Source organism: Streptomyces sp. BR123 (assembly GCF_013401435.1).
Lineage (GTDB): Bacteria > Actinomycetota > Actinomycetes > Streptomycetales > Streptomycetaceae > Streptomyces.
The window spans coordinates 1-886 of sequence record NZ_JACBGN010000641.1 but is presented as its reverse complement, the minus strand read 5'-3'; the positions used below and the strand labels follow the sequence as shown (position 1 = coordinate 886).

General features: G+C 74.6%; 1 protein-coding gene. It reads left to right on the top strand.

Annotation, left to right across the window (positions count from 1 at the left end; all coding sequences use genetic code 11):
- Positions 1-61 precede the first annotated feature (61 nt).
- Positions 62-886: ABC transporter ATP-binding protein (locus HYE82_RS36820; protein WP_179178569.1), on the top strand; the 825-nt coding region annotated here is incomplete at its 3' end.

Here is an 886-nt window from a genome sequence, read left to right as displayed (position 1 = left end):
GGCCACTTGTACCCGGCCCCCCGCCCACCCGGCACGACAACCAGAGGAAGGAGGCGTCGCAGTGATCCGCTTCGAGCAGGTCTCGGTCACCTACGACGGCGCCCTGCAGCCCGCCCTCCGCGACGCCGACCTGGTCGTCCCGGAGGGAGAGCTGACGCTGCTGGTGGGCCCGTCGGGCTCCGGCAAGTCCACGCTCCTCGGGGCGGTCTCCGGCCTCGTCCCCCATTTCACGGGCGGCACCTTGCGCGGCCGCGTCACCGTCGACGGCCGGGACACCCGTACCCACCGACCGCGCGAGCTGGCGGACGTCGTCGGCACGGTCGGCCAGGACCCGCTCTCCCACTTCGTGACGGACGTGGTCGAGGACGAGCTGGCGTACGGCATGGAGTCGCTGGGCCTGGCACCCGCCGTGATGCGCCGCCGCGTCGAGGAGACCTTGGACCTGCTGGGCCTGAACGAGCTGCGCGACCGCCCCCTCGCCACCCTGTCCGGCGGGCAGCAGCAGCGGGTCGCCATCGGCTCGGTCCTGACCACGCACCCCAAGGTGCTGGTCCTGGACGAGCCCACCTCCGCCCTGGACCCGGCAGCCGCGGAGGAGGTCCTCGCGGTGCTCCAGCGGCTGGTCCACGACCTGGGCACCACCGTGCTGATGGCGGAGCACCGCCTGGAGCGGGTGGTCCAGTACGCCGACCGGGTGCTGCTCCTGCCCGGACCGGGCGCGGCTCCGGTCATCGGAGCCCCCGCGGACGTCATGGCCGTCTCGCCGGTCCATCCGCCGGTGGTCTCGCTGGGCCGGCTGGCCGGCTGGTCTCCGCTCCCCCTGTCGGTCCGCGACGCCCGCCGCCTGGCACCCCCGCTGCGCGCCCGCCTGTCCGGGACCTGTCTC